This window comes from Halotalea alkalilenta (assembly GCF_001648175.1).
GTDB lineage: Bacteria > Pseudomonadota > Gammaproteobacteria > Pseudomonadales > Halomonadaceae > Halotalea > Halotalea alkalilenta_A.
On sequence record NZ_CP015243.1, the window covers coordinates 1,046,381 to 1,069,496 of the forward strand.

Sequence of the window (23,116 nt, forward strand, 5' to 3'; positions counted from 1 at the left end):
CTCCTTTCTATTGTGATTGTGGACTGCGATTGGTCGAGGGCGCTGGACCAAGGCCTACCGATCATAGCGCCCACTGCGATCGGACATCGAGCGCCTGAGGTAGTTCCAGGTCGAGATATGACCTTAGGTGGACGCTTCGTTAGGGCGTGCGCAAACGGCGCAGGGAACCTGACGGCGCTTGTGGTAGCGTAATCACAACACCTCGATGATGTCCCTTACGTAGTAGATGGAGAGTTCCCGGCATGTCGCGCATCGTCGCCGCCTACATCACAGCCCATGGGCTCTTCCACCGCACCAACGAGACCACCAAGGTTCAGGTCGCGGCCGATTGGTTGCACATCGTGTTCGAAAACACCCGTAGCGCCGATTTCCGCCTCAATGCACTCTCGATCGAGTATGGGCAAGGACGCTTGAGCTTCTCGCCCAGCGCCTGCGATACCATCGATGAAGTGTTCGCATCGCTCAGGATCGCCCAGGAAAGCCGGATTCACCTCGCGCGCAGTCTCGATGCGACCTGCATTCGCCTGATGAACCAGTTCATCGAAGCGGGCTTTGCGCATTACAATCGATCTCTGCACGCGCGCCGGACCCAGCCCGGCAAGCCCATCACGTTCTGGCACGAGGATCTCGACCTGATGGAGACCTTCGATCCAGTGAATGCGTTGCTCACGCTCTGGAGCAGCAGGCCTACGACGGACTATCAAGCCTGAGCGGCCCAGACGAGGAGAGTTTGCATGCGATTGCCACCGGTCAAGGCGCTCATCCTGTACAGTGAGCGTGATGCCTTCTCGCCGCAGCTGATCGATGCCGGTGCCGATGTGACCCTGCCGGCCGGCACCGATGGCGCTGGCCGGGTCAGTGACATTCGTGCGGTCAACGACGGGCGCTACGAGCTGCGCGAGCTGCGTCCCAGCGATCGGCTGCGTGGCTGGGCACGGCGCCGGGCGCGCTTCATCCATGGCCCGTACGGGCTCGCCCAGGTGTGGCTTGCGCAGGAGTTGATCGCCTCGGCGGACTCCGCCGACCACGAGGCGACCCGGCTCGACGCTGAGGAGAGCCTCTACCTCGATGCCCTGGCGCGCTGGAAAGCGCGCCAGGGCTGAGTGTGATCTTCGTCAATCAAGGAAACCCGATGAACATTAAGCGTCACGACACCGGCGCGCGGATGAGCCGCGCAGTGATCCACAACGGTGCTGCCTATCTCTGCGGCCAAGTGGCGAGCCCCGAGGCCCGCGGCGGCGATGTTACCGAGCAGACCAAGAGCACGCTGGCGCAAATCGATGCGCTGCTCGAGGAGATCGGCTCGAGCCGCGAACGGCTTCTCACCGCGACCCTCTACATCAAGCATGCCGAGGATTTCGCCGCGATGAACGCAGTGTGGGACGCCTGGGTTCCCGAGGGCCATGCGCCCGCTCGCACCTGCGTGCTCGGACCGATGCCGGCCGAGGAGCTGTTGGTCGAGATCACCGTCACTGCCGCCGTCGATCAAGGCTGAGCCTGGTCGCGATCCGTTTCGAGGAGTCCTACATGAGTGAACACAACACCCTGCCACCGGCGATGACCGAGGCGCTCGATGAAATCTGCGCCCAGGCCAAGGTGATTCCGGTGATCGTCATCGAGCGCCTCGAAGACGCGGTACCGCTCGGTCGTGCGCTGGTCGAAGGCGGCCTGCCGATACTCGAAGTGACCTTGCGCAGCGACTGTGCGCTGGAGGCCATCGCCGCGATGCGCGAAGCGCTGCCGGAAGCGAGCGTCGGTGCGGGCACGGTGATCACCGTCGAACAGTACAAGCAGGTCGAGGCGCTGGGGGTCGATTTCGTCGTCACCCCGGGGGCGACCCCCGCCCTGCTCGACTATGCGGTGACCAGCGGTTCACCAGTGCTGCCAGGGATCGCGACCATCTCCGAACTGATGCTCGGCATGGAGTACGGCCTGCGCCGGTTCAAGTTCTTCCCGGCGGAATCGAGCGGCGGTGCGGCGGCGATCAAGTCGTTCGGCGGCCCGATCCCGCAGGTGCGTTTCTGCCCCACCGGTGGCATCGGTCTCGCCAACGCAGGCGACTACCTGAAGCTGCCCAACGTGATGTGCGTCGGTGGCTCCTGGGTCACTCCGAAGGCGCTGATCGATGCCAAGGATTGGGCGGGGATCACCAAGCTGGCTCGCGAAGCGGTCGAACGCTTCGCCTGATCGGGGCGCTCGAGCGTAACGCAAACACCCGGGCTTCGGCCCGGGTGTTTGCGTTACCAGAAGTCAGCGTCTCAAAGCGACGGCTCGGCGACTCGTGGGGCTTCCTTGGCGCCGATCTCGGCCGCCTCGAAGCCGCCGAAGGTGCTCGCGCCTTCTTCCGCGCCGCCGACCAGCTGGCGGAAGCCCGCGAACATCTCGCGGCCGAGCCCATGGTGATAGGCGCTGAGATCGACGGTGGCGCACTCCCGTGAGGCCCACTCCTGCTCATCGACCAGCACCTCGAGGTGCCCTTCGATCGAGTCCAGTCTCACCATGTCGCCGTCGCGCAGCTTCGCCAGCGGGCCGCCGTCGATCGCCTCCGGGGTCATGTGGATCGCCGCAGGTACCTTGCCCGAGGCGCCGGACATCCGCCCATCGGTGATCAGCGCGACGCGGAAGCCACGATCGAGCAGCGAGCCGAGGTAGGGGGTCAGCTTGTGTAGCTCCGGCATGCCATTGGCACGCGGCCCTTGGAAGCGCACCACCGCGATGAAGTCATGCTCAAGCTCACCGGCGGTGAAGGCGTGCTTGAGTGCTTCCTGGTCGGCGAACACCCGCACCGGCGCCTCGATCACCCGGAACTCCTGCTTCACCGCCGAGACCTTCATCACCCCCCGGCCGAGCTTGCCATCCATCACCACCAGCCCACCGCTTTTCGAGAACGGCTTGGCGGCGCTGGACAATACCTCTGGGTCGAGGCTTTCGCTGGGACCGTCGCGCCACACCAGCCTGCCATCGTCGAGGAACGGCTCGAGGGTGTAGCTCTCGGCGAACGTCGTGCCCATGATCGTCTGGATGTCGCCATGCAGGAGACCCGCACCGAGCAGCTCCCGGATCAGCACGCTCATTCCACCGGCGGCGTGGAAGTGGTTCACGTCGGCCTGACCATTGGGGTAGACGTGCATCATGCTTGGCACCACTTTGGAGAGCTCGGCGAAGTCGTCCCAGTTCAGGGTGATACCGGCCGCAGCGGCCATCGCCACCAGGTGCAGGGTGTGGTTGGTCGAGCCGCCAGAGGCGAGCAGGCCGACCATTGCATTGACGATCGCGCGTTCGTCGATCTGCCGCCAGAACGGCAGGTAGCTGCCGGCCGGCTCGGAGTTCTTCACCGCCCGCTCGGTGGCGAACGCGGTCAGCGCATCGCGCAGCGGGGTGTCCGGGTTGACGAAGGAAGATCCCGGCAGGTGCAGCCCCATGATCTCCATCATCAGCTGATTGGAGTTGGCGGTGCCGTAGAAGGTGCAGGTGCCAGGGGAGTGGTAGGAGGCGGATTCCGCCTCGAGCAGCTCGGCGCGGCCCAGCTTGCCCTCGGCGAACTTCTGGCGTACCCGTGCTTTCTCCTTGTTCGGCAGTCCGCTGGGCATTGGGCCTGCGGGAACGAACACGGTGGGCAGATGGCCGAAGCGCGCCGCGGCGATGAACAGTCCCGGGACGATCTTGTCGCATACGCCCAGGTAGAGGGCGGCATCGAACATGTTGTGCGAAAGCCCGATCGCCGCTGCACGGGCGATGTTGTCACGCGAGAACAGTGACAGCTCCATCCCCGGCTGGCCTTGGGTCACCCCGTCGCACATCGCCGGTACGCCACCGGCGAACTGCGCGGTCGAGCCCAATGCGCGCGCCGCCTCGCGGATCAGCTCCGGGAAGCGCTCGAACGGCTGGTGCGCCGAAAGCATGTCGTTGTATGAGGAGATGATGCCGAGATTGGCGGCATTCATCAGCTTCAACTGCTGCTTGTCCGACGCGCCGCAGGCAGCGAAGCCGTGGGCGAGGTTGCCGCAGTCGAGCGCGCCGCGATGGACGCCCTGCCGATGCTGGGCTTGCATGCGCTGCTCGTAGAGCGCGCGGCGCGCCTTCGAGCGCTGCTGGATGCGCTGAGTGACGCTAGTCAGGGTAGCGTGCATGGGGGCAACCTCGTTTGTCACGGTCGGAAGATTATGTTGGTAAATTTACCAAAATTCTCCGCTGATTGACTCCTGCTGCGGCTAAGGTTGGGTAAAAAAACACTAAGTGCGGTCATCCACCGCAGGCCATGGTTCGAATATGGAGGGTAATCGGTTTGGTTACCACCCGCGGCTGGCGCGGGTGGTGGAGGAGCATCGCGACCAAAATCAGCCAGCGGCGCACGCGAGCGCGGCAATCGAGCGAGCCTCGGTTTCGCCGTAGAGGGTGAATTCATCGAGCACCGGGCCGCCCAGCGCTTGCTCGAATGCCTCACGGTTGGCGTTGGCGGTGTAGTGGGCGCGATTGTCGCCGTCGAGATTCGATTGGAAGATTCCCGCCGCGCTGACCGGCAGGAAGTCCTCGTAGATCAGCGGCGTCGCCTCGACCGCGCCGCGAGCGATCAACGCATCCAACGTCTCGGCGGGGTCGATCGGTGCCTGGGGATCGGTGCGCCGATAGCGAAAGTAGGCCAACCCCTCGCGGCGCATCGTCTCCAGCTGATCGGGAAAGGCCTCGAAGGCCCGTGCCAGCGCACTTTCATAGTCGCCGCCGGTGGCGGTGCATGCCTGCTCGAGCAGCCGGTCGTACAGCGCGCGGCCCTTGGGCGTCAGCGCCGCACCGCGGGCCTCGATCTCGCCGAAGCGAGCGGTGTGCGAGCCGGACGTCTCGCTTGTCTGGGCGTGGAACGAGGGGGCCTGGAACATGATCGGCTCCTCCAGTGCCTTGAAACTGGTCTGGCGCAGCAGCAGCGGGCAGCGCCGCCTCGGCGGACCCTCGATCGTCGCCTTCGGCGTGATCCCACGCGCCGGCATCCCTTGTTGCACCGCATCGATATCCAGCGTGCGCGGGGTCAGGTGATTGATGTGCGGGCCCTTGAAGCAGACCACGTCGGCGACCAGCCGATGGGCTTCGTGCAGCACTTGGTAGGTCGCTCGATCCACCGTCGCCGAGCGATGCCAGCGGAAGGTCTCGAGCGACTCGTGCACGAATCGATCCGCCTCCTCATCGCTCAGCCCCCCGGCCCGCTCCGCCTTGTCGATCAGCCTACGTGCGCCGGGGGTGAAAATGTCCCGGTGCTCGAGGATGTCCGCCGCCCGCTCGCGCAGCTCAGGGTCGTCGATCAGCTCGAGGCGCAGGAGCGAGGTGAAGACCCGGAACGGATTGCGCGACAGCGCATCGCTGCTGACCGGGCGGAATGCGGTCGAATGCACCGGCACCCCGGCCACCGAAAGATCGTAGTAGCCCACCGCGCTCATTCCCATCACCGTGAACAGCCGCCGGAGCATGAACAGCTCGTCCGGCTTGCCGACCCGGATCGCCCCGTGGCGTTCGAGCCCCAGCCGCTCGAGCTCTCCGTTCGAAGCCAGCTGCTCGGCGAGCGCCGGGTCCGCCGTCAGCACCGCCTGGTTGACCTCCGCCACCAGGTCCAGCAGCTCGCCATACTGCGGCACCTCCTGCTGATACATCGCCGACATCGCTTGGGAAAATCGCGTACGGATCTCATCGGGGGAAACGAACGAAGGCATGGGAGGCTCGGCATCGACAAGTAAAGCTCCACTCTAGCCCTGCTCTGAGATGCCGCTCAATCCCCATTGGTCGCAGCGCGGCGCGGTGGCTGATCGCAACGGGGCGGCAGTTGATGCGTCGAATGCGAATCAATTGATGAGAAGAGGATCGGAGAACCGGTCCTTTTTTCGTCGTTTCGCACCATGCGCGCGCGCCGAGGTCAGGACGCCGCTGGGGCATCTCCCTGCGCCGGTGTTTGCCGGTCGCGCTTGGAGAGCTCGGGATGCTGGTGAATCAAGCTGTCGCGACGTGCTTCGATACGCTTGAGCTCGCTTTCGATCTCCTCGAGCTGCTCTTCGATGCTGGCATGGTGCTCGGCGAGCAGCTCCTTCGCTTCGGCTGGATCGGAGGCCGAGGGGGAGGAGCCTTTCAGCGGCTTGCTCGCGGTTTCCGGCGTGACGAGGATGGTGGCGGCGCCGATCACCGCGGCGAGCATCAGATAGAAGGCCGGCATCATCAGGTTACCGCTGACGTCGACCAGCCAAGCGGTGAACAGCGGGGTGGTGCCGCCGAACAGCGAGACCGAGACGTTGAAGGCGATCGCCAGTGCGCCATAGCGGATCGCGGTGGGAAACAGCGCCGGTAGCGCCGCGGGCATTGCGCCAGTGAAGCAGTTGAGCAGCAGGCCGAGGACCATCAGGCCTGCGAAGATCAGCAGGGTGCTGCCGGTCTGGATCAGCATGAAGCTTGGGATCGAGAGCACCAGGAAGCCAATGCAGCCGGCGAGGATCACCGGTTTGCGTCCAACCCGGTCGCTGAGCAGCCCGACCAGCGGTTGCACCACCATCATCACCAGCATCACCAAAAGCACCAGCAGCAGGCCGTGGTCGGCGTCGTAGCCCAGGTTGGCCGACAGGTAGCTGGGCATGTAGGAGAGCAGCATGTAGTCGGTGACGTTGAACACCAGCACCAGCCCAACGCAGACCAGCAGCGCCTTCCAGTTGCTGGTGATCATGTTGACGAATTCGTTCTTCGGCGTCGGCTCGCTGGTTTGCGCCTCGGCCTGCTGCTGAAACGCAGGCGTCTCTTCGAGCCTGAGCCGCAGGTAAAGACCGATCAGCCCCAAGGGGCCGGCGATGAAAAACGGCACGCGCCAGCCCCAGGAGAGCAGCGTCTCGTCGTCGAGATAGCTGGTTAGGGCGGTGACGATCGCGGCGCCGAGCACGTAGCCGCCGAGGGTGCCGAACTCGAGCCAGCTGCCCATGAAGCCGCGCCGGCGGTCGGGGGAGTACTCGGCAATGAAGGTCGCCGCACCGCCGTATTCGCCGCCGGTGGAGAAGCCCTGGACCAGCCGGGCGAGCAGCAGCAGGATCGGCGCCCAGATGCCGATCGATGCGTAGCTCGGGATCAGTCCGATGCAGAAGGTACTGATCGCCATCATGATCATCGTCGCGGCGAGCACCTTCTGGCGTCCGATCCGGTCGCCGAGCGGGCCGAAGAACATGCCGCCGAGCGGGCGAACCAGGAAGGCGACGGCGAAGGTCGCCAGTGTCGCCAGCAGCTGTACGCTGCCGCTGCTGTCGGGGTAGAAGACTCGACCGAGGGTGACCGCGATGTAGCTGTAGACGCCGAAGTCGAACCACTCCATCGCGTTGCCGAGCGCGGCGGCGGCGACCGCGCGCTTGAGCGTGGCGCGGTCGACCACGGTGATGTCCTCCAGGCGCAGCCGCTTCTTGCGTTTGCGCTGTTGGATGGCGGGCTCGCCGCCTGCTGAGAGGTCGCTTGTGCTCATTGCGTTAGCTCCTTGGCAGCCCGAGCTGGGCGACTGTTTGCTTTCTTAAAACTTAACATTGTAGCGAGGGTGCGGGATTTTTTCGCCCAATCAGCGCAAATGGCGCGAATTATGCCTAATCAGGAAAGCAAAAAGGTTAAGTTTCGGTATGGCTTTAGGCGTGTGGTGGTGCGGTTCGCGGCCGCTTTGAGAGACGCGAGCGGGTGCAATCCTCGGTCGCGCCTGGGTGCGGGAAACGTCAGTGCAGCGGTGCGCTGTTCGGTGGGTTGGCCACCATTGGCGATACCATGATGGCGCTGGGGGGGACGAGCCCGGCCCGGCCCGTTCCAGGCATGATGTAGGCGAAGGCGATCGGCTTGCCCGCCAGAGTTAGTCCGTCTCTCGATCCAACCACAACCATCAGGAGTGACGATGAAAGCGTTCTACCATCCCGACCAGGCGCTGCACCATCCACGCAGCTACTTCTCGCGCGGCATGATGCGCACGCCGCAGGAGATACCGCAGCGCGTCGAGCATCTGGTCGCCGCAGCGCGCGGGCTCGGCTTCGAGCTGCGGGTGCCCGATGATGCGGGCGCGGCACCGATCGGTGCGGTGCACGGCTTCGACTACCTGCGCTTTCTCGAGAGCGCCTACCGGCGCTGGAAGGAGGTGCCGGAGGACTGGGGCGAAGAGGTGATTTCGAACATCTTCGTCCGCTCGCCCAACCCGCTGCGCGGGGTACTCGGCGAGGCGGCGCGCTACATCGCCGATGGCAGCGCGCCGATCGGCGAGCACACTTGGCGCTCCGCCTACTGGTCGGCGCAGAGCGCGATCGCCGGTGCCGATGCGCTGATCGAGGGTGATCGCCGCGCCTATTCGATCTGCCGCCCGCCCGGCCATCACGCAAGGATCGACGGCGCCGGCGGCTTCTGCTTTCTCAATAACGCGGCGATCGCCGCCCAGCGTCTGCGTGCCAGCGGCCTGGAGAGGGTCGCGGTGCTCGATACCGACATGCATCACGGGCAGGGCGTGCAGGAGATCTTCTATGCGCGCCGGGATGTGCTCTATGTCTCGATCCACGGCGATCCGGAGAACTTCTACCCCGCGGTCAGCGGCTTCGAGGAGGAGCGCGGGGAGGGCTTGGGCGAGGGCTACAATCTCAACCTGCCGATGCCCCACGGCTCGGATGAGGCGCTGTTCTTCTCGAAGCTCGACCAGTCGCTCAGCGCGCTCTCGCTCTATCAGCCACAGGTGCTGGTGCTGGCGCTGGGCTTCGATATCTTCGAGCGCGATCCGCAGGCCAAGGTGACGGTCTCCTCGGCCGGCTTCGAACGGCTGGGCCGTACGATCGGCGAGCTCGACATTCCGATCCTGGTGGTGCAGGAAGGGGGGTATTACCTCGAAGGCCTGGAGGAGAACGCGCGCCGCTTCTTCACCGGCCTCGGTGTCTGAGGGGCAGCACCCGGCTGAAGACCCGATGCTGAGCCCGATTTAGGCCCTGTCCGCCTCGCGCTGAGGCCCGCCACAGCCGGGGCACGCTGGAATCGGGCTGGAGCGGTTCGCGCAACATAGAGAGGGGATGACAAGGCCCGAAGCGAACGTCCGGCTCACTGCGCGTCGCTCGAGAGCCGCTTCATCCCCGCTCGGATCATCCTGCGGTGGTCGGTACCGGCGTGTTGAGCAGCTGCTGTTCCCACAGATACGCAACGCCGCTACCGGCGGCATGCTGCATGAGCACCTCCGTCAGCCCGTTCGCCGTCTCGGTCCGGGCCCAGTCGCGCTGCCATTCGCCCGCCAGCGCCAGCCACGTCATCATGTTCGCGCCGGCCGCGATCATGCGCTGGATGGCGACCTCGTGGGCCTCGACTGAAACGCCGCCCGATGCGTCGGTAATCACGGTCACATCCCAGCCTTCGCCGAGGGCCTGGATCGCCGGCATCGCGACGCATATCTCGGTCCAAAGCCCTGCGATGACCAGCTGCTTGCGGCCCGTCGCCTTCACCGCCTCCACTACCTTGCGATCCTCCCAGGTATTGATGAGCGTCCGATCGATCACCTCCTGGTCGGGAAACACGTCGGTGATTTGCGAGAAGATGAGACCGCCGCGCTCGGCGATCACGCTGGTCAGGATGGTCGGGACCCCGAAGGCCTTGGCGGCCTTCGCTAGAGCCGTCGCATTGTTGACCACCATCTGCGGCTCGTGGCTGTTCAGGTTCGCGAGCTGGTAAGGCTGGTGGTCGATCAGGACGAGTACCGAGTCTTCCGGACGAAGAAGCGAAGCAAGGCCGTTGCGAAAGGTCATTATCTGCATCCTCTACTGCTGTGGTGAGTGGGGTTGGTTTTCCGGGAGGCATGCGCCAGCGGCGATGTTGCCCGGAAGCAGCAGTGTGCTGTTCCCATTTCCGCCTCGGTAGTGCCATCCTTTGGCGATCTGTGTCGCTAAATGGGGAACGCTGAATTGGACATCGAAGAGCTACGGACATTCGTAGAGGTTGCTGATGCGGGAGGGATTTCGCCTGCTGCGCTGCGGCTCGGCGTGTCCAAGTCGATCGTCAGTCGCAGGCTTGCCCGGCTCGAAGCGGCGCTTGGCGCTCAGCTGCTCGCACGATCCACCCGTGGGGCTGCGCTCACCGAAGCCGGGGCCACGTTCCGGGACTATGCGGCCAGAGTCTGCGCCGAGATCGACGTCGCCAGGGAGATGATCCTGCCCGCCGGTGAGCTTCGCGGCCGCTTGCGAATTGCCGCGCCGCTCTCTTTCGGCCCGACTCACTTCGCTCCCGTGCTCGCTGAAATGGCTCGGCGCCACCCAAAGCTTCAGATCCAGACCTGCTACAGCGATCGCTTCGTCGATCTCATCGCGGAGGGTTTCGATTGTGCGATACGGGTTGGCTATCTTCAGGACTCCAACTTGATCGCAAGACGCATCGGCCCGATCTATGGGAAGCTCGTCGCCAGTCCGGACTACATCAAGGCGCATGGGGCACCTGAGACGCCTGAGCAGCTCGTCGCCCATCAGGCCCTCATGCAGGGCACCGAAGCCTGGCAGCTCATGGATGGCGACAAGGTCATCACGGTTCGTCCGCAGGGGCGCTTCAAGGCCGACAACGGCACAGCGCTGGTCGCCGCCGCGGTAGCAGGGCTCGGGATCGCTTACCTGCCCGATTGCCTCACCTATGAATACCTCGCCTCCGGGGCGCTGGTGCCGATCATGACCCGGCATTCACCACCCCCGGCGGGCGTATACGTCATCCGTCCGTCAGCTCAGCATCCCGCACGGAAGATACGGGTCCTCGCTGAACTCCTGATCGAGTTTTTCGACCAGTCGGTGTACTTCGGCGGCGGTGCTCCGCTCTGAGAGGTGCAGCGATCTTCAACTATCGCGGAGCCCGAGCCTGTCGACGCTGACCATCTTTCGCGACCAGCGCGGGCTCACCGGCAGGATCGTTGCCAGCTTGCCGAACATCGAGGTGTTCCTGCTCTGGCGCGGCAGCCGCCGCGCCAGAGCCCGACGTTCAGCCGAGCTGGTTGACCAGCAGCGCCTCGGCGGCGGCGACGCGGCGCTCGAGCTCCTCATCGCTGGCGGCGAGCAGGGTGAGGTGTCCGATCTTGCGTCCTGGCCGGGGTGCCTTGCCATAGTCATGCAGCCGCGCGCCGGGCAGGGCGAGCAGAGCATCGGCGGAGGGCATCGCGCCGATCAGGTTGAGCATCGCGCAGGGTACCAAGCGCTCGGTGTCGCCGAGCGGGAGGCCGGCGATCGCGCGCAGATGGTTCTCGAACTGGCTGGTGACCGCGCCTTCGATGCTCCAGTGCCCGGAATTGTGCACCCGGGGAGCGATCTCGTTGGCGAGCAGGCCGTCGGTGGTGACGAAGAACTCGAACGCCATCACTCCGACGTAGTCGAGCGCCTCCATCACTTGGGTGGCATAGCGCTCGGCCTCGGCCTGGCGCGGGTGCCCCGGCCGGGGAGTGGAGCGATGCAGGATGCCCTGGCGGTGTTCGTTCTCGGCCAGCGGCCAGGCGCGCGTCTCACCGCTACGGCCGCGCACCGCGATCACCGACACCTCATGGTCGAAGTCGATGAAGCCTTCGAGAATCAGCGGTACGCCGCCGAGCTCCTGGAAGGCGCCGACCACGTCAGCGGCCTCGCGCAGTACCTTCTGGCCCTTGCCGTCATAGCCCAGGGTGCGGGTCTTGAGCACCGCCGGCAGTCCAATGTCGGCCACCGCGGCGTCGAGCCCGGCTTGGTCGTCCACGCGCGCGATCGGCGGCAGCGGGATGCCGAGCGAGGCGAACAGCGATTTCTCCACCCAGCGGTCGCGAGAGGTCGCCAGCGCCTTGGCCGGTGGATAGGCGGGGCGCTCGGCGCCGATCCGGGCAAGTGCCTCGGGATCGACGTTCTCGAACTCGAAGGTCACGACATCGGCGGCATCGGTCAGCGCGGCGAGTGCCCTGGTATCGTTCCAGTCGGCGCGCAGCTGGTGGCCGAAAGGCGCAGCGCAGGCTGATTCGCTGGGGTCGAGAAAGGTGAAGGTGAAGTCGAGTGGGCCCCCTGCCTGGGCGAGCATGCGGCCGAGCTGGCCCGCTCCGACGATACCGATGCGCATCGTGTCAGCCCTCGCCTTCGCTTGGACGCGGGTCCTGGTCGTCGAGCACTCGCTGGGTCTGCTCGCGACGGAAACGCTCGAGCGCCTCGCGGATCTCGGGGTACTTGTTGCCGAGCATAGCCGCGGCCAGGAGGGCCGCATTGACCGCGCCGGCGCGGCCGATCGAGAGCGTGCCGGTGGGGATTCCCGCGGGCATCTGCACGATCGAGAGCAGCGAGTCGACGCCGGAGAGAGTGCTCGACTTGACCGGTACGCCGAGCACCGGCAGGCAGGTCTTGGCCGCGCACATGCCGGGCAGGTGCGCCGCGCCGCCGGCACCGGCGATGATCACCTCGAGACCGCGGCCGACCGCTTGCTCGGCATATTCGAACAACAGATCCGGGGTACGATGGGCGGAGACCACCCTGGCTTCATGCTCGATCCCCAGCGCCTCCAGGGTCTCGACGGTATGGCGCATGGTCTCCCAATCGGATTTGGACCCCATGATCACGCCCACTCGTACGCTCATGCTCGCTCCGCTTGCTGTATCTGTCTCGAGGGTGTTCGTCACCCAGGCGGGATCGCAACGACGACGACGCGCGCCTGCGCGGGCGCTTCCATCGTGCGGTTCAGGAAAGCCGCGCAGTATATCATCGTGCGCGGGGCGACTCGAAGGTCTTCCGCAGTGGAGCGCGCCCAGCTGATGCGCATGCGGCCCATCGTCGACGCTGACTTCGATGCCTGCGTAGCGCTCTGGCTCGAGGCATCGCTCAGCACTCACGGTTTTCTCGGCAGACAGACGCTGATCGACGACCAAGTGCTGGTGCGCGAGCTCTATCTGCCCAACGCCGACACCTTCATCGCCGTTGCGGAAGCAGCGGGAGACGACGCTGCGCTGGCCGGCTTCATCTCGCTGATCGGCGATTTCATCGGCGGTCTATTCGTCGCACCGTGCCACCAGCGCCGCGGCGTCGGCAGTGCGCTGCTCGAGCACGCGATCATGCTTGGCCGTGCCCGGGCGCTCGAGGTCTACGCTGACAACCGGGCGGCGCGAGCGTTCTACCGGCGCCATGGTTTCGTCGAGGCTGGAACGAGGCCGTGCGATGACCTTGGTAGGCCGTTCGAGGTGCTGATCCTCGAGCTGCCAGATACCAAGCAGGAACAATATCGCGGAAAATCGCTACGCTAAAATACGCAGCGGACCGAGGATCATGGCTATGATGCGCCGGTTGATCCAACAGGCGGTGCCTTGCCGCGAAAAGAACACAGAGGGATGCCATGCGATACCTGACCCATACCCGCAGCGTGTTGGTCATCGCCGCGCTCGCCGCGCCCGGTGCGAGCTTCGCCCAGGAGCTTTCCGGCAGCGTCGGTGCCGGGGCGATCTACCTACCCAAGTATCTCGGCGCCGACCAGAACGAGACCCGCTTCTATCCTGCGCTCGATTTGAGCTATGGCGATGATTTCTACCTCAATACCACCCAGGGGCTGGGCTGGAATGCATGGCGCGGGCGTAACTGGACGCTGTCGCCCTTCGTCGGCTACACCCTCGGGCGCGACAACGACGACAAACTCAGCGGCATGGACGAAGTCGATGGCAGTTTCACCGCCGGGCTTCGCTATGCGCTGCAGTACGACCCGAACTGGTCGTTCTACGCCTCGGCCCAGGCACCGTTCACCGGCGATGTCGACGGCTTCGAGCTTTCCACCGGCGCAGTATGGAGCAATCGTTTGGCCGAGCGCTGGGTCGCCTCGCTTTCGCCCTCGGTGACCTATAGCAGCGAGAGCTGGACCGACTCGATGTTCAGCGTTTCCGGCAGCGAGTCGGCGCGCAGCGGCGTGCGCGCCTACGACGCCGACAGCGGCTACTTGCGCTTCGGGATCAACGGCAGCCTGTCCTACTTCATCAACCACGAGCTCTCGGTCACTGCCTTCGCCGGCGTCACCCGCTTGACCGGCGAGGCCAAGGACAGCTCGATCGTCGATGACATTGGCGACGCGACCCAGGCCTACGGCGGCGGCTTCGTCAGCTATCACTTCTGAGTCACCGCATGAACCGACACGGGGCTGCGCCAACCGGCGCAGCCCCGTGTTTTCGTATTGCTTGAGCTCAGTGCGACTCCAGCGTCTCGCGCATTTCGGCGACATCGGAAGGTGACACGGGCGCCGCGGCATTGCCCCAGGTGTTGCGCACGAAGGTCAGCACATTGCTGATCTCCTCGTCGCTGAGGTTCCACGCGAACGCCGGCATCGAAGGCGCGGTGGGCGCCGCGTCGGTGGCGCCGGCACGCGAGCCGGCGAGCACCACCCGCATCAGCGAGGCGGCACTGTCGCCATTGACCAGCGCGGTGTCGGCGAGCCGTGGGAACAGTCCTTCGACGCCCGCGCCGTTGGGAGTGTGGCAGCCAGCGCAACGATCGGCGTAGATCTCCGCTCCCGCGACCATCCTCGGATCTTCGGCGGCCAGCGGCGTCGGTGCCTGGGCATCGGCATTTCGGCCATCCTTGAGGTAGATCGCCACCGCGCGCAGGTCATCCTCGTTCCAGTATTGCGAGGAGTGCTCCACTTCCTCGGCCATGGGGCCCGAGGCGATGTCGAAGCGGTTCTTGCCGGTGCTCAAGTAGTCGACCAGGTCCTGCTCGCTCCAGGCGCCGATGCCCTTGTGCGGGTCGGCGGTGATGTTCGGCGCATACCAGTCGTCGATCACGCTGCCTTCGAGGAACTGGCTGGACTTGTCACCGCCGATCAGGTTCTTCGGCGTATGACAGGTACCGCAGTGGCCGAGACCCTCCACCAGATAGGCGCCGCGGTTCCACTCAGCCGATTTCTCCGGGTTGGGCTTGAACTCGCCCTTGTCGAAGTTGATCAGGTTCCAGCCCCAAAGCGTAAAGCGCTGGTTGAACGGGAACGGCAGCTGGTTGGCCACCACTAGGTGGTCGACCGGATCGAGGGTCTGCAGGTAGGTCCAGATCGCTCGGTTGTCCTCTTCGCTGACCTTGGTATAGGCGGTGTAGGGCATCGCGCCGTAGAGGTGGTAGCCGCCGGGGCCACGGCCTTCGGACATCACCCGCTGGAAGTCGTCGAAGGTCCACTTGCCGATCCCGGTGTCGACGTCCGGCGTGATGTTCGGCGCCACGAGCTTGCCGAACGGCGTATTGATCGCCACCCCTCCGGCGAACGGCTTGCCGCCGGGCGCCGTGTGGCAGGCGGCGCAGTCGCCGAGGGTGGCGAGATAGCGGCCCTTCTCTACCTGATCGTATTCAGTGGCGCCCTGGGCATGTGCGAGCACTGCACCGAGCGAGGCGTAGAGTGCAAGGCCCACGGCTGAGAGGGTGAGTAGAGTCCTTTTCACGCGATCATCTCCCCCGGATGCTTCAGATAGAGGCGGCGGATCGCGTCGGCAGCCTTGTACGCCAGCGCACCGACGGTGCCCGTGGGGTTGTAGCCAGGGTTCTGTGGAAAGGCCGAGGCACCGACCACGAACAGGTTGGGTACGTCCCACACTTGGAGGTACTTGTTCACCGAGCTCACGCTCGGGTCCGAGCCCATGATGAATCCGCCGACCACGTGGGAGGACTGGTAGGGGCCTGAGTTCCAGTGGCCCTTCATCGGCTTCTCGACCATCTGGCGGGGATTCATCCGCTGGGCGATCTCAGCGACCCGGTCGGTGCAGTACTGCGCCATGCGCAGATCGTTCTCCGGGAAGTCGAAGGTCATCCGCAGCAGCGGACGGCCGAGCCGGTCGCTGTAGTTCGGGTCGAGAGAGAGGTAGTTGCCACGCTGCGAGTAGCTGCTCGCTTCGCAGCCGATGCTCATGGTGCTCAGGTAGTTGTCGACCGTGGCCCGCTTCCACTGCTTGCCCCAGGTCGGGGTGCCCGGCGGCACCGGCCGATTGGCGATCGGCGCGGCGCCTATCGGCGTTACCCGGATGCTGCCGCCGCCGAAGAAGCCCAGTCCGGTGTGGTCGAAGTTGTCATTGTTGAATTCGTCGATCCCCATGCCGACCGCACCAGCGCCGATGAAGGGGTTGAAGTTCTTGTCGTCGAAGAACAGCTGCACCGAGTTGGCGGTCTGGTAGGCGTAGTTGCGCCCCGTGGTACCGCGCTGGGTGACCGGGTCATAGGGCTCGCCCACGCCCGAGAGCAGCATCAGCCGCGCGTTCTCGAGGGTGAAGGCGGCGACGATCACGAGCTCCGCGGGCTGCTCCCATTCACGTCCGGAAGCGTCGATGTAGACGATCCCGGTGGCACGAGTGCCGGAGGGGTCGAGGGTGACCCGGAGCACTTCGCAGTTGGTCTTGGCGGTGAAGTTGGACTTTCTGATCAGCGCTGGCAGTACGGTGGTGATGGCGCTCGCTTTCGAGTAGTTGGCGCAGCCGTAGTTGGTGCAGAAGCCGCAGAAGGTACAGGGCCCCATGGTCACGCCAAGCGGGTTGGTATAGGCCTCGGAAACCAGCGCGGAGGGCACCGGGAAAGGGTGATAGCCCATCTCGCGGGCGGCCTCGGCGAACAGCGTCGGTCCATAGGGCTGCTTCAGCGGCGGGGTGGGGTACTCGATCGACCGCACCCCTTCGAAGGGGTTGCCACCCTCTTGCAGCGTGCCGTTGAGGTTGCCCGCCTTGCCGGAGATCCCGGCGACGCGCTCGAAGGAGGCGTAGTACGGCTCCATCTCCTCCCAGTCGGTGCCCCAGTCCTGCAAGGTGAGGTTGGCCGCCTCGACCGCCTGGCGACCGTAGCGCTCGGTCAAGTGGCTGTGCAGGCGGAAATCCTCGGGCTGGAAGCGGAAGGTGATCCCGGCCCAGTGATTGCCCGCGCCGCCAGTGCCGTTGCCCGGGTGGAACGATCCCCAGCTGCGCATCGGCAGCGCGGTTTGCGATACGTCGTTGCGCATCGTGCAGGTGTTCTGCGCGGTGCGCAGCATCAGTTCCTGGCGGGCGTTGTAGCGCAGTTCGTCGGGCACTGAGGCGATGTTGAAGTCCTTGGCGGTGTCGCGCCATGGGCCTCGCTCGAAGCCGATCACATCAAGGCCTTCATCGACCAGTTCATTGGCGATGATCGCACCGGCCCAGCCGAGCCCGACCACTACTGCATCGGTAGCGGGAAGTTTGGTAGGCATGCCTGTTATCCCTGTGTCCGCCAGCCACTGCGTCCCGCGATGCTCAGCGGTTCGAAGTCGAGCTTCTGATTATGTTTTTCGACGTAGTCGCGATAGTCGTAGCGTGCGCCCGGGAAGCCGAGCATCCTCCACGACACCATGTCGCGATTGCCGCCGTAGACCGGGTCGGCGAAGAAACCTTCCATGGTGTTCTGGTGGATCAGGCTGAAGAATTCCTGCGCCTCGATGCCTTCGAGCGGGATCTCACCGCGCTCGAGGCCGCTGAGGATCTCGTCCTGCGCATCGCCAGCAAGCTCGGCGAAGCGAGTCTGATGGCGCGTGGCGCAGTAGTCGTCGAGGGCGGCGATGCCGACACGGTAGCGTTCGCGAGGGGTAAGCGCGGACTGGTCGCCCTGCTCGGGGGTGCCGTGGGCGAATGGGCCTTGCATGTAGAGGCGTTCGGAGGTGCCGAAGAAGCCGGCCAGCTGGCGGTCGATGAATATCGCGCAGCCCGCTTCGCGGCCGCTGATGCTGAGCTCGTCCGCGGGGATCAGGCGCTCGGTGATCGCCTCGACGGTGGCGGCTTCCTCGGCGGTGAAGAACTGCCAGTCCTCGGCGGGGTCGACCGCATCCGCGGCGTTATGGTCGAACGGTCGCCACTGTGGGGTGCCATCGATGGTCACCGCCGAGGCTCTGCCGCTGGCCGTCAATACCGCCGCCGCAGCGCCGGACGTGAGCACCTGACGACGCGTCACGCCTCGCATGGGCGTGCTTTTCTCGCTCATTCGAACTCCCCTTGCTTTCACGGTTTTGACAACGTTCCCAGTCGACGGCGTCACCAAGCGCTTGTGTCTACCGGGGCGCACGAATGCGCGTTTCCACTCTGGTGTCGCAAATGCAACGGTGGATTGATCTATTTTAAGATAGATTTAAATTACAGTAGCGCAACGACGACGCAAGGGCAATTAGATAGGCGGCTAATAACGAATGCCCGCCGAGGGGGCGGGCATGAAAAAGCGACACCGGAGGGCGGTGTCGCTATGCACAGTTCAGGTGCGCAAGAAGCCGGGCTGGAGGCTTACTGACGCAGGCCTTCGAAGTTGATGTAGAGATCGACGTAGTGCATCGGCTCCGGGAACGAAGACATGTCGATGCCGTAGTCCGCGAGCTCGAGCCGGGTCTGCGTCTCGAAGCCCTGGCGGTAGCCGCCCCAAGGATCATCGCCGCCGCCGATGCGCTCGACTTCGAGCTCGATCTGCTTGGTCACGCCGTGGAGGGTCAGGTCGCCGGTGAGGGTGCCTTCGTCGGGGTCGTCGGCATCCGGGGTGAAGCCGGTCGAGACGAAGGTGGCGGTCGGATAGGTTCCTGCATCGAGGAAGTCCGCGCTCATCAGGTGCTTGTCGCGCTCTGCATGGTTGCTGTAGAGGCTGCCGGTCTGCACGGTGAGCTCGGCCTTGGAGGCCTCGAGGTTGTCGGGGTCGTAGCTGAAGGTGCCGCTGAAGTCGCGGAACTCACCGAGGATGTACGAGTAGCCGAGGTGGCTGATCTTGAACTGGACGAAGGCGTGCTGGCCTTCGGTGTCGATCTTGTAGTCGGCGGCCATGGCGGAGGCGCCCCAGCCGCTGAGCAGCAGGGCGGTAGCGGCGGTGGCGAAGGTCCGTTTCAACATATTGGGCTCCTTGATTGAGCGATTTGGACAGTGATCGAGCGGTTGGGTGAAGCAAGTTGGGTGAAGCAAAAGAGCTTGGCTCAGCTTCCGCGACCAAGCATGCGGGTCAGGGTGGCACGATGGTCGAGAAAATGATGCTTGAGTGCGAACAGCGCATGGCCCGCAGCGAGGATCACCAGGGACCAGGCGGCGTACCAGTGCAGCGTACCCATCAGTGTCGCTTGGCGCGAAAAGCGCCAGGACGCGAGTATCTCGAACCAGCCGAATACGCTGATCGGCGAGCCCTCGGCGGTCGAGATCAGATAGCCCGAACATAGTACGGTGAGCAGCAGAAGGTAGATCAGGCCGTGTCCGAGCTTGGCCGCGAGGGCTTCGTGGCGGTGCTCCAGCGGTCTTGGCGTCGGGGTGACGAGCCGCCAGACGACCCGCAGGAGCGTCATGGCCAGCAGGGTGATGCCAAAGGATTTATGCCACCAGGGGGCGGCGTTGTACCAAGGGTGGTAGTAGGTCAGCGTGCTGATCCACCAGCCGCTGGCGAACAGGCCGATGACGGCGACGGCGCTGAGCCAGTGCAGGGCGATGCTGATCGAACCCCAGCGTTCGGAAGTATTGCTCAGCATGTCGTGGCACTCGAAGTCGGCGAAAGGAGCATAAGTGCCACTGAGGCACCCTTGCCTTCAAGATAGCCTCGCCACTCGAGTGTGGAAAAGCGAAAAATTCCACGTCATGCATTCGATTGGGTCGAACGATGTGTCGCTCAATCCCGCTTGGGACCGTCGGTCTCCTCGCTGTCGCTGCCGTGCGACATCGCCCCAGGGTAGCGCCTTTGGCTATAGGCGATCACCAGCGCCGAGATCGCAAGCAGCAGGATCGCGGCGCCCCCGGCGATGATGTCGGTGGCGTGCAGCTCCTGGCTTTCCGCCATCAGGTGCCGCGCCAGGCCGATGACCGCGATGAAGATCGGCAGCAGCACCGAGAGGCGCCCTTGGCGCCAGTAGATCTGCGCCATCGCGATCAGCTCCAGGTACATGAACAGCAGCAGCAGATCGATCACCGTGATCTCTTTCATCGTCCATAGGTCGAGTGCCTTTTGGACGATCGCGACCACCACGGCGAAGATGATCAGTATCAGGACCGAGCGCTCGATCAGGCGGAAGGGATCGAGCAGGCGCCCGCGGGGTGTCGACATGAAAGCTCTCCTGGTGTTGGGCCCCTTGGGCATGGGGCTCGGGACGAGTAGACATTAGACTTTGGTCTGAAGGGAGGGGCGGGAGTTGAAGTGCGGCGCCTTGACGCAGCTAGACTGGGGGCTTTATCCAAGGAGAAAGATACATGGCCTTCATTTTGCGTTTCGAGGACGGTCGCGCCCTCGATCGCCCGTTAGGCAAGATCGTCTGCGTGGGGCGCAATTACGCCGCCCACGCGCATGAGCTCGACAATCCGGTTCCCGAGGCCCCGCTGATCTTCATCAAGCCGGCCACCAGTGCGATCCCGATCGATGAGCAGCTGGCGCTGCGCTTCGATCTCGGCGAGATCCACTATGAAGCCGAGCTCGCGGTATTGATCACCGCGCCGCTCTCGCGGGTGGCCGAGCACGAGGTTGCAAGCGCGATCGGCGGCATCGGCCTGGCGCTCGATCTGACTCTGCGCGACGTGCAGTCCGAGCTGAAGGCAAAGGGCTATCCCTGGGAGCTGGCCAAGGCGTTCGACGGCGCCTGTCCGTTGGGTCCGTTCATCGCCGTCGATGGCGCAGCGGTCGACTGGCGCGACCTGCGTTTCGGTCTGGATATCGACGACGAGTCGCGCCAGCGCGGGCACAGCGCCGAGATGTTGTTCCCGGTACTTGGGTTGATCGCGCATATGAGCCAGCGTTTCACCCTCGAACCGGGCGATGTGGTATTGACCGGTACACCCAAGGGGGTCGGCAAGCTCGCCGTCGGCCAGCGCTTGCGTCTTACCCTGGGTGAGGAACAGCATCTGGAGACTCGGATCGTCTGAAGCCATCTCAGCCGTTTCGATTTCACCCACTCTATAGGAGCACCACTATGCCAGTCTCCCTCGACACCATTCCCCTCGAGCGTATCGATGGGGCCGCCGCGACCCTTGGCGACTATGCGGGCAAGGTGCTGCTGATCGTCAACGTCGCCTCCAAATGCGGACTGACTCCGCAGTACGAGGGGCTCGAGGCGCTGTATGCGCGCTACCGCGAGCAGGGGCTCGAAGTGCTCGGATTTCCCGCCAACGATTTCAAGGGCCAGGAGCCCGGTAGCAACGAAGAGATCCAGGCTTTCTGCAGGGGCAATTTCGGCGTCGATTTCCCGATGTTCTCCAAGATCAGCGTGCTCGGCGAGGACAAGCACCCGCTTTACGCAGCGCTCGTCGAGGCTCATCCGGACAAGGTCTGGGCCGAGGGCAGCGGTTTTCGCGACAAGTTGAGCAAGGCGGGGCTGCTTGGCGACGACGCTGAAGAGGTGAGCTGGAACTTCGAGAAGTTCCTCGTCGATCGTGAAGGGCGGGTAGTGGGGCGCTTCGCTCCCGACGTCGCCCCGGAGTCGCCGGTACTGGTCGAAGCGCTCGAGGCCGCGCTGGACTGAGAACAGCCGCTCGGCAACGAGGCATGAAAAAGACCGGGGGAGCCTGTTGGCTCCCCCGGTCTTTTTCATATCGATGAGTGGCGAAACGACTCAGAGATTGTAGCCGCGCTCGTTGTGCAGGGACAGATCGAGGCCGTTGCCTTCCTGCTCCTCGGTGACGCGCAGGCCGATGGTGGCGTCGATGATCTTGAGCAGGATATAGCTGATGATCCCGGTATAGACGATGGTGAACAGCACGCCCTTGAGCTGGATCCAGAGCTGCAGGCCGATATCGGTGACCTCGCCGAAGCCGCCCAGGGCCGGTGCGGCGAACGCGCCGGTGAGCAGCGAGCCGACGATCCCGGCGACGCCATGGACGCCGAACACGTCGAAGGAGTCGTCGTAGCCGAGCGCACGCTTGAGCGAGGTGGAGGCGAAGAAGCTGATCACGCCGGCCACTGCGCCGAGGATGATCGCGCCCATCGGACCACAGGTGCCGGCGGCCGGCGTCACCGCGACCAGGCCTGCGATCGCCCCGGTGATGATTCCCAGCAGGCTCGGTTTGCCGCTCTTGCTCCACTCGGCGAACATCCAGCCCAGGGCCGCGGCGGCGGTGGCGATCTGGGTCACCAGCATGGCCATGCCCGCGCTACCGTCGGCGGCGCCGGCCGAGCCCGCGTTGAAGCCGAACCAGCCGAGCCACAGCAGGCTTGCACCGATCATCGAGTAGCCGAGGTTGTGCGGTGCCATATGGGTGGTCGGGTAGCCTTTGCGCTTACCGATCACGATGCACGCCACAAGCCCGGCGATCCCGGAGTTGATGTGCACCACGGTGCCGCCGGCGAAGTCGATCACGCCCCATTCGCTGCCCATGAAGGCGCCGGGGCCGCCCCATACCATATGGGCGATCGGAAAGTAGACGAAGGTCACCCAGAGGCCGGTGAACCAGAGCATCGCCGAGAACTTCATCCGCTCGGCGAAGGCGCCGACGATCAGCGCGGGGGTGATGATCGCGAAGGTCATCTGGAAGGTGATCCAGATGCTTTCGGGGAAAGTCAGGTTGAGGCTCGAGGTGTCGAGGCCCGAGAGGAAGACACGATCGAAGCCGCCGACGAAGGAGCTGAAATTGGTCACGCCTTCGACCATGCCGGTAGCGTCGAAGGTCAGCGAGTAGCCGTAGATCACCCAGATGATGCTGACCAGCGCGGTGATCGCGAAGCAGTTCATCAGCACCGAGAGTACGTTCTTGGAGCGGGCGAGACCGCCGTAGTAGAGCGCGAGACCAGGAATGGTCATCATCAGCACCAGCACGGTGGAAACCAGCATCCAGGCGGTATCGCCGCTATCCGCCACGGGCGGCGCTTCCTGGGCGAAGGCGGAGAGGGGCAGGACGCCGAACAAACCGGCGGCTGGGATCAAGGCGCTTCTCGCTGACATCGTTTGCTACTCCAGACGCAAGGACAGCCGCCGGGCCATTGGGAAGTGGTCAATGGCACAACAGCTGCTTCGTTAAGTTGGGTTTAAATAAGCATAAAGCCTTCCATTGGGAAGTAATATCACTCTAATCAATAGGTTGTAATTTTTCAGGGGCTTCTCTTCGGCCCTTGGGACGAATGGTCAATTCGGGACTTGGCTTAATCCGTTTCAATAATGGTGCGTTGATCTTACATTTGCATTAATTCGGTGCGATTTTTTCCACCCGTTGCATCACGCAAGTACGATTCGCTGTGCATAGGCTGATACTTGCACC

The 23,116-nt window shown here is 64.4% G+C and carries 23 protein-coding genes; 10 read left to right on the forward strand and 13 right to left on the reverse strand.

What is annotated here, in order from left to right; all coding sequences use genetic code 11:
* Positions 1–242 precede the first annotated feature (242 nt).
* From A5892_RS04615 to A5892_RS04630, 4 genes are read left to right on the forward strand one after another with little or no spacing between them, the layout of a single operon-like run.
* Positions 243–710, forward strand: coding sequence for a hypothetical protein (locus A5892_RS04615; RefSeq protein ID WP_064121803.1), 468 nt, complete (start codon positions 243–245; stop codon positions 708–710).
* Between the two features lie 24 nt (positions 711–734).
* Positions 735–1,103, forward strand: coding sequence for a hypothetical protein (locus A5892_RS04620; protein ID WP_027351285.1), 369 nt, complete (start codon positions 735–737; stop codon positions 1,101–1,103).
* A gap of 29 nt (positions 1,104–1,132) precedes the next feature.
* The gene (locus A5892_RS04625; RefSeq protein ID WP_064121804.1) at positions 1,133–1,495 is read left to right on the forward strand and encodes a RidA family protein; all 363 of its coding nucleotides are present in this window, start codon (positions 1,133–1,135) and stop codon (positions 1,493–1,495) included.
* A 32-nt stretch (positions 1,496–1,527) separates the two neighbouring features.
* Positions 1,528–2,187, forward strand: coding sequence for a bifunctional 4-hydroxy-2-oxoglutarate aldolase/2-dehydro-3-deoxy-phosphogluconate aldolase (locus A5892_RS04630; protein WP_064121805.1), 660 nt, complete (start codon positions 1,528–1,530; stop codon positions 2,185–2,187).
* 71 nt (positions 2,188–2,258) lie between these two features.
* Here A5892_RS04630 and edd read toward each other — a convergent pair whose 3' ends face one another.
* The 3 genes from edd to proP form a co-directional block, all read right to left on the reverse strand.
* Entirely contained in the window at positions 2,259–4,130 is a 1,872-nt protein-coding gene (gene edd, locus A5892_RS04635; RefSeq protein WP_064121806.1) for a phosphogluconate dehydratase, read from the reverse strand.
* Between the two features lie 207 nt (positions 4,131–4,337).
* Complete coding sequence (gene hglS / locus A5892_RS04640) at positions 4,338–5,696, reverse strand: 2-oxoadipate dioxygenase/decarboxylase HglS (protein WP_064121807.1); 1,359 nt, start codon at positions 5,694–5,696, stop codon at positions 4,338–4,340.
* Between the two features lie 200 nt (positions 5,697–5,896).
* Positions 5,897–7,468, reverse strand: a complete 1,572-nt coding sequence (proP, locus tag A5892_RS04645) for a glycine betaine/L-proline transporter ProP (RefSeq protein ID WP_082890278.1) — start codon at positions 7,466–7,468, stop codon at positions 5,897–5,899.
* A gap of 411 nt (positions 7,469–7,879) precedes the next feature.
* On the opposite strand from proP, the gene A5892_RS04650 reads away from it, so the two are divergent.
* Positions 7,880–8,899, forward strand: a complete 1,020-nt coding sequence (locus A5892_RS04650; protein WP_064121808.1) for a histone deacetylase family protein — start codon at positions 7,880–7,882, stop codon at positions 8,897–8,899.
* A 196-nt stretch (positions 8,900–9,095) separates the two neighbouring features.
* Here A5892_RS04650 and A5892_RS04655 read toward each other — a convergent pair whose 3' ends face one another.
* The gene (locus A5892_RS04655) at positions 9,096–9,749 is read right to left on the reverse strand and encodes a hydrolase (protein WP_064121809.1); all 654 of its coding nucleotides are present in this window, start codon (positions 9,747–9,749) and stop codon (positions 9,096–9,098) included.
* A 156-nt stretch (positions 9,750–9,905) separates the two neighbouring features.
* Between A5892_RS04655 and A5892_RS04660 the strand changes: the two genes are divergently transcribed.
* The gene (locus tag A5892_RS04660; RefSeq protein ID WP_064121810.1) at positions 9,906–10,802 is read left to right on the forward strand and encodes a LysR family transcriptional regulator; all 897 of its coding nucleotides are present in this window, start codon (positions 9,906–9,908) and stop codon (positions 10,800–10,802) included.
* 157 nt (positions 10,803–10,959) lie between these two features.
* Here the strand turns inward: A5892_RS04660 and A5892_RS04665 are convergent, their stop codons facing one another.
* Positions 10,960–12,051, reverse strand: coding sequence for a 5-(carboxyamino)imidazole ribonucleotide synthase (locus A5892_RS04665; RefSeq protein ID WP_064121811.1), 1,092 nt, complete (start codon positions 12,049–12,051; stop codon positions 10,960–10,962).
* A 4-nt stretch (positions 12,052–12,055) separates the two neighbouring features.
* A complete protein-coding gene (purE, locus tag A5892_RS04670; RefSeq protein ID WP_064121812.1) occupies positions 12,056–12,559 on the reverse strand; it encodes a 5-(carboxyamino)imidazole ribonucleotide mutase in 504 nt (167 codons plus the stop codon).
* Positions 12,560–12,733: 174 nt separating this feature from the next.
* On the opposite strand from purE, the gene A5892_RS04675 reads away from it, so the two are divergent.
* Together A5892_RS04675 and A5892_RS04680 are read left to right on the forward strand one after the other, a co-directional pair.
* The gene (locus A5892_RS04675; RefSeq protein WP_064124306.1) at positions 12,734–13,219 is read left to right on the forward strand and encodes a GNAT family N-acetyltransferase; all 486 of its coding nucleotides are present in this window, start codon (positions 12,734–12,736) and stop codon (positions 13,217–13,219) included.
* 89 nt (positions 13,220–13,308) lie between these two features.
* Positions 13,309–14,073, forward strand: a complete 765-nt coding sequence (locus A5892_RS04680) for a MipA/OmpV family protein (RefSeq protein WP_064121813.1) — start codon at positions 13,309–13,311, stop codon at positions 14,071–14,073.
* A 67-nt stretch (positions 14,074–14,140) separates the two neighbouring features.
* Here the strand turns inward: A5892_RS04680 and A5892_RS04685 are convergent, their stop codons facing one another.
* From A5892_RS04685 to A5892_RS04710, 6 genes are all read right to left on the reverse strand, one after another.
* Complete coding sequence (locus A5892_RS04685) at positions 14,141–15,382, reverse strand: c-type cytochrome (protein WP_064121814.1); 1,242 nt, start codon at positions 15,380–15,382, stop codon at positions 14,141–14,143.
* The gene (locus tag A5892_RS04690) at positions 15,379–17,145 is read right to left on the reverse strand and encodes a GMC family oxidoreductase (protein WP_064121815.1); all 1,767 of its coding nucleotides are present in this window, start codon (positions 17,143–17,145) and stop codon (positions 15,379–15,381) included. Before A5892_RS04690 ends, A5892_RS04685 begins: the two co-directional genes overlap by 4 nt.
* A 5-nt stretch (positions 17,146–17,150) precedes the next feature.
* Positions 17,151–17,909, reverse strand: a complete 759-nt coding sequence (locus tag A5892_RS04695; RefSeq protein WP_064121816.1) for a gluconate 2-dehydrogenase subunit 3 family protein — start codon at positions 17,907–17,909, stop codon at positions 17,151–17,153.
* A 293-nt stretch (positions 17,910–18,202) separates the two neighbouring features.
* Positions 18,203–18,793 carry a YceI family protein gene (locus A5892_RS04700; RefSeq protein ID WP_064121817.1) on the reverse strand — a complete coding sequence of 197 codons (591 nt, stop codon included), beginning with the start codon at positions 18,791–18,793 and terminating at the stop codon, positions 18,203–18,205.
* 80 nt (positions 18,794–18,873) lie between these two features.
* A complete protein-coding gene (locus A5892_RS04705; RefSeq protein WP_064121818.1) occupies positions 18,874–19,413 on the reverse strand; it encodes a cytochrome b in 540 nt (179 codons plus the stop codon).
* A gap of 137 nt (positions 19,414–19,550) precedes the next feature.
* Entirely contained in the window at positions 19,551–19,982 is a 432-nt protein-coding gene (locus A5892_RS04710) for a phosphate-starvation-inducible PsiE family protein (protein WP_064121819.1), read from the reverse strand.
* A 143-nt stretch (positions 19,983–20,125) separates the two neighbouring features.
* Between A5892_RS04710 and A5892_RS04715 the strand changes: the two genes are divergently transcribed.
* Both A5892_RS04715 and A5892_RS04720 read left to right on the forward strand, forming a co-directional pair.
* A complete protein-coding gene (locus A5892_RS04715) occupies positions 20,126–20,791 on the forward strand; it encodes a fumarylacetoacetate hydrolase family protein (protein ID WP_064121820.1) in 666 nt (221 codons plus the stop codon).
* A 47-nt stretch (positions 20,792–20,838) separates the two neighbouring features.
* Positions 20,839–21,387 (forward strand): glutathione peroxidase, encoded by a 549-nt coding sequence (locus A5892_RS04720; protein WP_064121821.1) that lies wholly within the window; start codon positions 20,839–20,841, stop codon positions 21,385–21,387.
* 90 nt (positions 21,388–21,477) lie between these two features.
* On the opposite strand, the gene A5892_RS04725 is transcribed toward A5892_RS04720, so the two are convergent.
* The gene (locus A5892_RS04725; protein ID WP_064121822.1) at positions 21,478–22,803 is read right to left on the reverse strand and encodes an ammonium transporter; all 1,326 of its coding nucleotides are present in this window, start codon (positions 22,801–22,803) and stop codon (positions 21,478–21,480) included.
* Positions 22,804–23,116 lie beyond the last annotated feature (313 nt).

Coding starts and splice junctions, on each gene's coding strand:
- A5892_RS04655 (WP_064121809.1), bottom strand. CDS start 9,749: ATGACCTTTCGCAACGGCCTTGCTTCGCTTCTTCGTCCGGAAGACTCG.
- proP (WP_082890278.1), bottom strand. CDS start 7,468: ATGAGCACAAGCGACCTCTCAGCAGGCGGCGAGCCCGCCATCCAACAG.
- A5892_RS04680 (WP_064121813.1), top strand. CDS start 13,309: ATGCGATACCTGACCCATACCCGCAGCGTGTTGGTCATCGCCGCGCTC.
- A5892_RS04715 (WP_064121820.1), top strand. CDS start 20,126: ATGGCCTTCATTTTGCGTTTCGAGGACGGTCGCGCCCTCGATCGCCCG.
- A5892_RS04700 (WP_064121817.1), bottom strand. CDS start 18,793: ATGTTGAAACGGACCTTCGCCACCGCCGCTACCGCCCTGCTGCTCAGC.
- A5892_RS04710 (WP_064121819.1), bottom strand. CDS start 19,982: ATGTCGACACCCCGCGGGCGCCTGCTCGATCCCTTCCGCCTGATCGAG.
- edd (WP_064121806.1), bottom strand. CDS start 4,130: ATGCACGCTACCCTGACTAGCGTCACTCAGCGCATCCAGCAGCGCTCG.
- A5892_RS04690 (WP_064121815.1), bottom strand. CDS start 17,145: ATGCCTACCAAACTTCCCGCTACCGATGCAGTAGTGGTCGGGCTCGGC.
- A5892_RS04720 (WP_064121821.1), top strand. CDS start 20,839: ATGCCAGTCTCCCTCGACACCATTCCCCTCGAGCGTATCGATGGGGCC.
- A5892_RS04665 (WP_064121811.1), bottom strand. CDS start 12,051: ATGCGCATCGGTATCGTCGGAGCGGGCCAGCTCGGCCGCATGCTCGCC.
- A5892_RS04675 (WP_064124306.1), top strand. CDS start 12,734: ATGCGCATGCGGCCCATCGTCGACGCTGACTTCGATGCCTGCGTAGCG.
- A5892_RS04695 (WP_064121816.1), bottom strand. CDS start 17,909: ATGAGCGAGAAAAGCACGCCCATGCGAGGCGTGACGCGTCGTCAGGTG.
- A5892_RS04620 (WP_027351285.1), top strand. CDS start 735: ATGCGATTGCCACCGGTCAAGGCGCTCATCCTGTACAGTGAGCGTGAT.
- A5892_RS04650 (WP_064121808.1), top strand. CDS start 7,880: ATGAAAGCGTTCTACCATCCCGACCAGGCGCTGCACCATCCACGCAGC.
- A5892_RS04725 (WP_064121822.1), bottom strand. CDS start 22,803: ATGTCAGCGAGAAGCGCCTTGATCCCAGCCGCCGGTTTGTTCGGCGTC.
- purE (WP_064121812.1), bottom strand. CDS start 12,559: ATGAGCGTACGAGTGGGCGTGATCATGGGGTCCAAATCCGATTGGGAG.
- A5892_RS04615 (WP_064121803.1), top strand. CDS start 243: ATGTCGCGCATCGTCGCCGCCTACATCACAGCCCATGGGCTCTTCCAC.
- A5892_RS04705 (WP_064121818.1), bottom strand. CDS start 19,413: ATGCTGAGCAATACTTCCGAACGCTGGGGTTCGATCAGCATCGCCCTG.
- hglS (WP_064121807.1), bottom strand. CDS start 5,696: ATGCCTTCGTTCGTTTCCCCCGATGAGATCCGTACGCGATTTTCCCAA.
- A5892_RS04625 (WP_064121804.1), top strand. CDS start 1,133: ATGAACATTAAGCGTCACGACACCGGCGCGCGGATGAGCCGCGCAGTG.
- A5892_RS04630 (WP_064121805.1), top strand. CDS start 1,528: ATGAGTGAACACAACACCCTGCCACCGGCGATGACCGAGGCGCTCGAT.